This is a genomic window from Mesorhizobium sp. M7A.F.Ca.CA.001.08.2.1 (assembly GCF_003998455.1).
Classification (GTDB): Bacteria; Pseudomonadota; Alphaproteobacteria; order Rhizobiales; family Rhizobiaceae; genus Mesorhizobium; species Mesorhizobium ciceri.
Map to the genome: position 1 here is coordinate 1 of NZ_RZPW01000448.1, position 5,242 is coordinate 5,242.

A 5,242-nucleotide genomic window follows, 5' to 3' on the forward strand; every position below is an offset into this window, starting at 1 on the left:
GGCAGCGTCACGGCCTTTCCCTGCGACGTCACCGACGAGCCGCGCATGGCAAGGACCGTCGCTGCCATCGAGAAGGAGCTCGGTCCCATCGTGCTCGCCATCTTCAATGCAGGGAATTACATTTCGACGCCGGGGGAGAATCTTGTCGTCAACGACTTTCGCCGGTCCTTCGAGGTCAATTATTTCGGCATCATCAACGGTCTCGTGCCGGCGGTCGAACGCATGCGTGTGCGGGCGCGCGGCCATGTCGTGCTGGTCGGCTCCGTGACATCCTATTTCGGCTGGCCGACAACGGCCGCCTATGGCGGCACCAAGGCGGCCATCAACATCCTGGCCGAGTCGCTGAAGTATGATTTCGACAAGATGAACGTGCGTATCCAGGTGTTCAACCCAGGCTTCATCGACACCCCGCTGACCGAGAAGAACATGCTGCCGATGCCGGGACTGATGCCGGTCAGCCGCGCATCGCGCCGCATGGCGCGGGGCATCAAGTCGGGCGGCTTCGAAGTCCATTTCCCGCGCCGGACAAGCTGGCCGCTGAAACTGCTCGCCCTGCTGCCGAGGCCGCTGTGCAGAGGGTTTATCAGCCTGATGACCAGTTGGAAGGCGCGGCCTCTGCATTACGACCGCAAGCCGCCGATCGAATAGGACGCCTGCGAAATTGGCAGGCTCCCCGTTTTCGGGCCGCCGTCGCCATGGTTGAGACAAGTGCCGCGTGGAGTCTGCGATGGGGCGACGGATCGTGCTTGCTGTGCTGGGCCTTATTGCCGTTCTCGCACTGGCCTTCGTGTTCGGCCCGCGCGTTCGCGTCGACACCACGATCCGTTTCGATCCCTCGCTCATCGGCGACGATCCGCAGGCCTATGTGGCAAAGGCGGAAGCCGCCATCCCCGGAATCCGAGACGGGCTGGAGAAAGAGATCGTCTGGGCCAATCCGTTGGTGCATGCCAGGACCCCGCTATCGATCGTCTACATCCACGGCTTTTCCGCATCGAAGGGCGAGGTCCGCCCGCTGCCTGACGAAGTGGCGGAACAGCTTGACGCCAATCTCTTCTACACACGGCTTACCGGTCATGGGCAGGATGGCGCGGCGATGACGCAAGGCAGCATCAATGCCTGGATCAACGACTATGAGGAGGCGCTCGCCATCGGCCGGGCGATCGGCGACAAGGTGATCGTCATCTCGACTTCGACCGGCGGCTCGCTGGCGGTCTGGGCGGCAACGCAGCCCGGTGCGTCGGACGGGGTGGCGGCGATTGCGTTCATCTCCCCGAACTTCGGCGTCAAGACTTCGGGCGCCGGGATCCTGACCATGCCGTGGGGCAAACAAATCGCCAGGCTGGTCGCCGGCAAGGAACATAGCTTCGTGCCGCGCAACGCGCTGAATGAAAAATTCTGGACCACCCGCTATCCAATCGAAGCAACCTTGCCGATGCAGGCGCTGACCGAGCTTGCCTATGGCGCGCCGGTGGAGAAGGCGACCGTCCCTGCTTTGTTCATCTTTTCTGATTCGGACAAAGTGGTGCGGGCCGACCGCAGCCGCGAGATTGCCGGGCGCTGGGGCGCGCCGCATGAACTGGTTCCGGTCGACGACACTGGCGACCCGGACAATCACGTCATTGCCGGCGACGCGCTGTCGCCGTCGACCACGGCGTTTCTGGCGCAAAGGATCGCCGTCTGGATCGAAGCGGTGGTGAAGTAGGCCGACGAAAAGGGGCGACCGAAGCATCGCTTCGGCCGCCCTTTTCTTGTTTCGTCTCGGCAATCAGCCAGCCGAAGCTTGACTGACTGCAGCGCGGTCTGGCTTACGCGGCCCGCGCAGCCGGACGCTTACCGCCGAAGCGGCGCTTGTTGTTGCCCTTGAAGGCCGGCTTGGCGCCGTCCGGCTTGCGCTCGCCGGCGAAGGCCGGCTTGTCGCCGAAGCGCTTCTTGCCAAAGCCGTTGCCTTTGTTCTCGCCACCGGGCCGCCTGCCGTCGCGACGGCCATTGCGGTCGTTGCGGTCATTGGCCGGCTCGAAACGCTCGTTCTTTTCAGCCGGATTGCGCAGCGGATCGGGGCTGCCGAGATGGTCGGCAACGATCGGCAGCTTGGTGCGGATGATGCGCTCGACCTGGCGCAGCTTGCTGTTCTCGGAAGGATCGCAAAGCGTGATCGCGATGCCGTCCATGCCGTTGCGGCCGGTACGGCCGATGCGGTGGACGTAGCTCTCGGCTTCATCAGGCAGATCGAAATTCACGACATGGCTGATGCCGGGTACGTCGATGCCGCGCGCCGCGATGTCGGTCGCCACCAGAATGCGCACCGAGCCGTCGCGGAAATCGTTCAGCGCTTTCTGGCGGGCGTTCTGCGACTTGTTGCCGTGAATGACGGCGGCCTTGAAGCCATCGCGCTCGAGGTCCTTGGTCACCCTGTCGGCGCCATGCTTGGTGCGCGAGAAGATGATGACGGACTTCATCGCCTCATCGGCGAGCATCGTCGACAGCACCTGGCGCTTCTGCTTGGTGCGGGCAAAGACGACGCCTTGCACGATCTCGGCCGCTGCCGTGCTTTGCGGCGCGACTTCGACGCGGATCGGGTTCTTCAGCAGGCCCTTGGCCAGTTCGGCGATTTCATTGGGCATGGTCGCCGAGAACAGCACCGTCTGACGATCGGGCGCGGTCGCCTTGGCGATGCGCTTGACGTCGTTGATGAAGCCCATGTCGAGCATGCGGTCGCCCTCGTCGAGCACCAGCCATTTGGTGTCGGCAAGCATGAGGTCGCCCTCACGCACCAGGTCGGTCAACCGGCCGGGCGTTGCGATCAGGATATCGACGCCGGGCGCAACCTTCTTCACCTGGCTGAAGCGCGAGACGCCGCCAAGCACGAGCGCGGTCGAGACATGCGCGCCCTTGGCGAGGATCTTGATCGTGTCCTCGATCTGCACGGCGAGTTCGCGCGTCGGCGCCAGGATAAGCGCACGCGCCGTCTTCGGCCGGCGCTTGGTGCCGAGTGCGATGATCTTCGACAGGATCGGCAGAGCGAAGGCCGCGGTCTTGCCAGAGCCGGTCTGGGCGATGCCGAAAATGTCACGGCCTTCCATCTGCGGCGGGATCGCCTGCGCCTGGATAGGCTTCGGCTCGGTGAAGCCGGCGTTGTGGGTGGCCTTGAGCAGCGCGCCCGTAATACCCAGTGCCGCGAAACCGGTGAGTTCCGCAGTGTTGCTGCCGGGCAAAGTGTTTTCGTTGGTCAAAATAATCTTCTTTCACGCGGCTTCTGGCCGCAAACATCGATGGCGGCAGGGCGCAACCTGCCGTCGAACAAATTTTCATGAAACGACAAGGCGGGCGGACGGGTTCGTCCACTCGGCTGCGCTGTCGTGCCCGCAGGCATCATGCCACGGGGCTTTTTCGCCGCTTTGTGATTTACCGGAAAAAGGGCCGATATACCGGAAAGAGGGAAAACAGACGCAACCAGTCTCATTCGTCGAGAAGGCCGGATAAGTCCCGGCCCAAGCGCCTATGCCGCCGCATATGGCCCAGTTCGCCACCAAATGCAAGGGGCGTCATGCTGCAGCGCAGCAAAATCCACGGAGCAAGCGGCGCTTGCGCTCGCTTGCCGGCACGATTACCACGAAATGCCGCTGGCTTGGGAGGTAATCGATGAAGGACGTGCTGAAGGAACTCGAGCGCCGCCGCGAGATCGCCCGCATGGGCGGCGGCCAAGCGCGCATCGACGCCCAGCACAAGAAGGGCAAGCTCACCGCGCGCGAACGCATCGAGGTGTTTCTCGACGAGGGCTCGTTCGAGGAGTTCGACATGTATGTCGAGCACCGCTCGACCGATTTCGGCATGGAAAAGACCAAGATCGCGGGCGACGGCGTCGTCACCGGCTGGGGCACCGTCAACGGCCGCCCGGTCTACCTCTTCGCCAAGGACTTCACCGTGTTCGGCGGCTCGCTGTCGGAAGCGCATGCCGAGAAGGTCATCAAGGTGCAGGAGATGGCGCTGCGCAACCGGGCGCCGATCATCGGCCTCTACGATGCCGGCGGCGCGCGCATCCAGGAAGGCGTGGCAGCACTCGGCGGCTATGCCGAGATCTTTCAGCGCAACGTGCTGGCCTCAGGCGTCATCCCGCAGGTTTCCGTGATCATGGGACCGTGCGCCGGCGGCGACGTCTATTCGCCTGCCATGACCGATTTCATCTTCATGGTGCGCGACACCTCCTACATGTTCGTCACCGGGCCGGATGTGGTGAAGACCGTGACCAACGAGACGGTGACCGCCGAGAGTCTCGGCGGCGCCTCCGTCCACACGACGAAATCGTCGATCGCCGACGGAGCCTATGACAATGACGTCGAGGCGCTGCTGCAGATGCGCCGGCTGGTCGACCTGCTGCCGGCTTCCAACACATCGGAGCTTCCCGAGATCGAATGCTACCAGTCGGTCACCGACCATGATTTGTCGCTCGACCGGCTGATTCCCGACAACGCCAACAAGCCCTACGACATCAAGGAGCTGATCCTGAAGGTCGCCGACGAAGGCGATTTCTTCGAGATCCAGCAGAGTTTTGCCAAGAACATCGTCACCGGCTTTGGACGCGTCGAGGGCCGCACGGTGGGCTTCGTCGCCAACCAGCCGATGGTGCTGGCCGGCGTGCTCGATTCCGATGCCAGCCGCAAGGCGGCGCGCTTCGTGCGCTTCTGCGACTGTTTTTCGATCCCGATCGTCACCTTCGTCGATGTCCCCGGCTTCCTGCCCGGCACGGCGCAGGAGTATGGCGGCCTGATCAAGCATGGCGCGAAACTGCTGTTCGCCTATGCCGAGGCGACCGTGCCGAAGATCACCGTCATCACCCGCAAAGCCTATGGCGGCGCCTATGACGTGATGGCCTCAAAACATCTGCGCGGCGACATGAATTATGCCTGGCCAACGGCGCAGATCGCGGTGATGGGCGCCAGAGGCGCGGTCGAGATCATTTACCGCAAGGACATCGGTGATGCCGAAAAGATCGCAGCCCATACAAAGGCTTACGAGGATCGCTTCCTGTCGCCCTTCGTCGCCGCCGAGCGCGGCTATGTCGACGAGGTGATCATGCCGCACTCGACTCGCCGCCGCATCGCCCGGGCGCTGCGCATGCTGCGCAACAAGGACATGCAGAACCCCTGGAAGAAGCACGACAACATCCCGCTGTGAGGCGCCGGCAACTCACTCCTCTTCCGCCGCCCCGAACCCCGCTCCCATCGTGGCACTGACAGGGCTGCCC

The 5,242-nt window shown here is 63.5% G+C and carries 4 protein-coding genes; 3 read left to right on the forward strand and 1 reads right to left on the reverse strand.

All coding sequences use genetic code 11. From position 1 onward, the window contains the following. Both EN914_RS23360 and EN914_RS23365 read left to right on the forward strand, forming a co-directional pair. The coding region (locus EN914_RS23360; protein ID WP_127389290.1) for an SDR family NAD(P)-dependent oxidoreductase at window positions 1–648 on the forward strand (648 nt) is incomplete at its 5' end. Window positions 649–727: 79 nt separating this feature from the next. Next, complete coding sequence (locus EN914_RS23365; RefSeq protein WP_024505080.1) at window positions 728–1,702, forward strand: carboxylesterase; 975 nt, start codon at window positions 728–730, stop codon at window positions 1,700–1,702. 103 nt (window positions 1,703–1,805) lie between these two features. Here the strand turns inward: EN914_RS23365 and EN914_RS23370 are convergent, their stop codons facing one another. Beyond that, complete coding sequence (locus tag EN914_RS23370; RefSeq protein ID WP_024505079.1) at window positions 1,806–3,230, reverse strand: DEAD/DEAH box helicase; 1,425 nt, start codon at window positions 3,228–3,230, stop codon at window positions 1,806–1,808. 409 nt (window positions 3,231–3,639) lie between these two features. On the opposite strand from EN914_RS23370, the gene EN914_RS23375 reads away from it, so the two are divergent. Next, on the forward strand, window positions 3,640–5,172 hold the full coding sequence (locus EN914_RS23375) for an acyl-CoA carboxylase subunit beta (protein ID WP_024505078.1): 1,533 nt from the start codon (window positions 3,640–3,642) through the stop codon (window positions 5,170–5,172). Window positions 5,173–5,242 lie beyond the last annotated feature (70 nt).

Coding starts and splice junctions, on each gene's coding strand:
- EN914_RS23375 (WP_024505078.1), top strand. CDS start 3,640: ATGAAGGACGTGCTGAAGGAACTCGAGCGCCGCCGCGAGATCGCCCGC.
- EN914_RS23365 (WP_024505080.1), top strand. CDS start 728: ATGGGGCGACGGATCGTGCTTGCTGTGCTGGGCCTTATTGCCGTTCTC.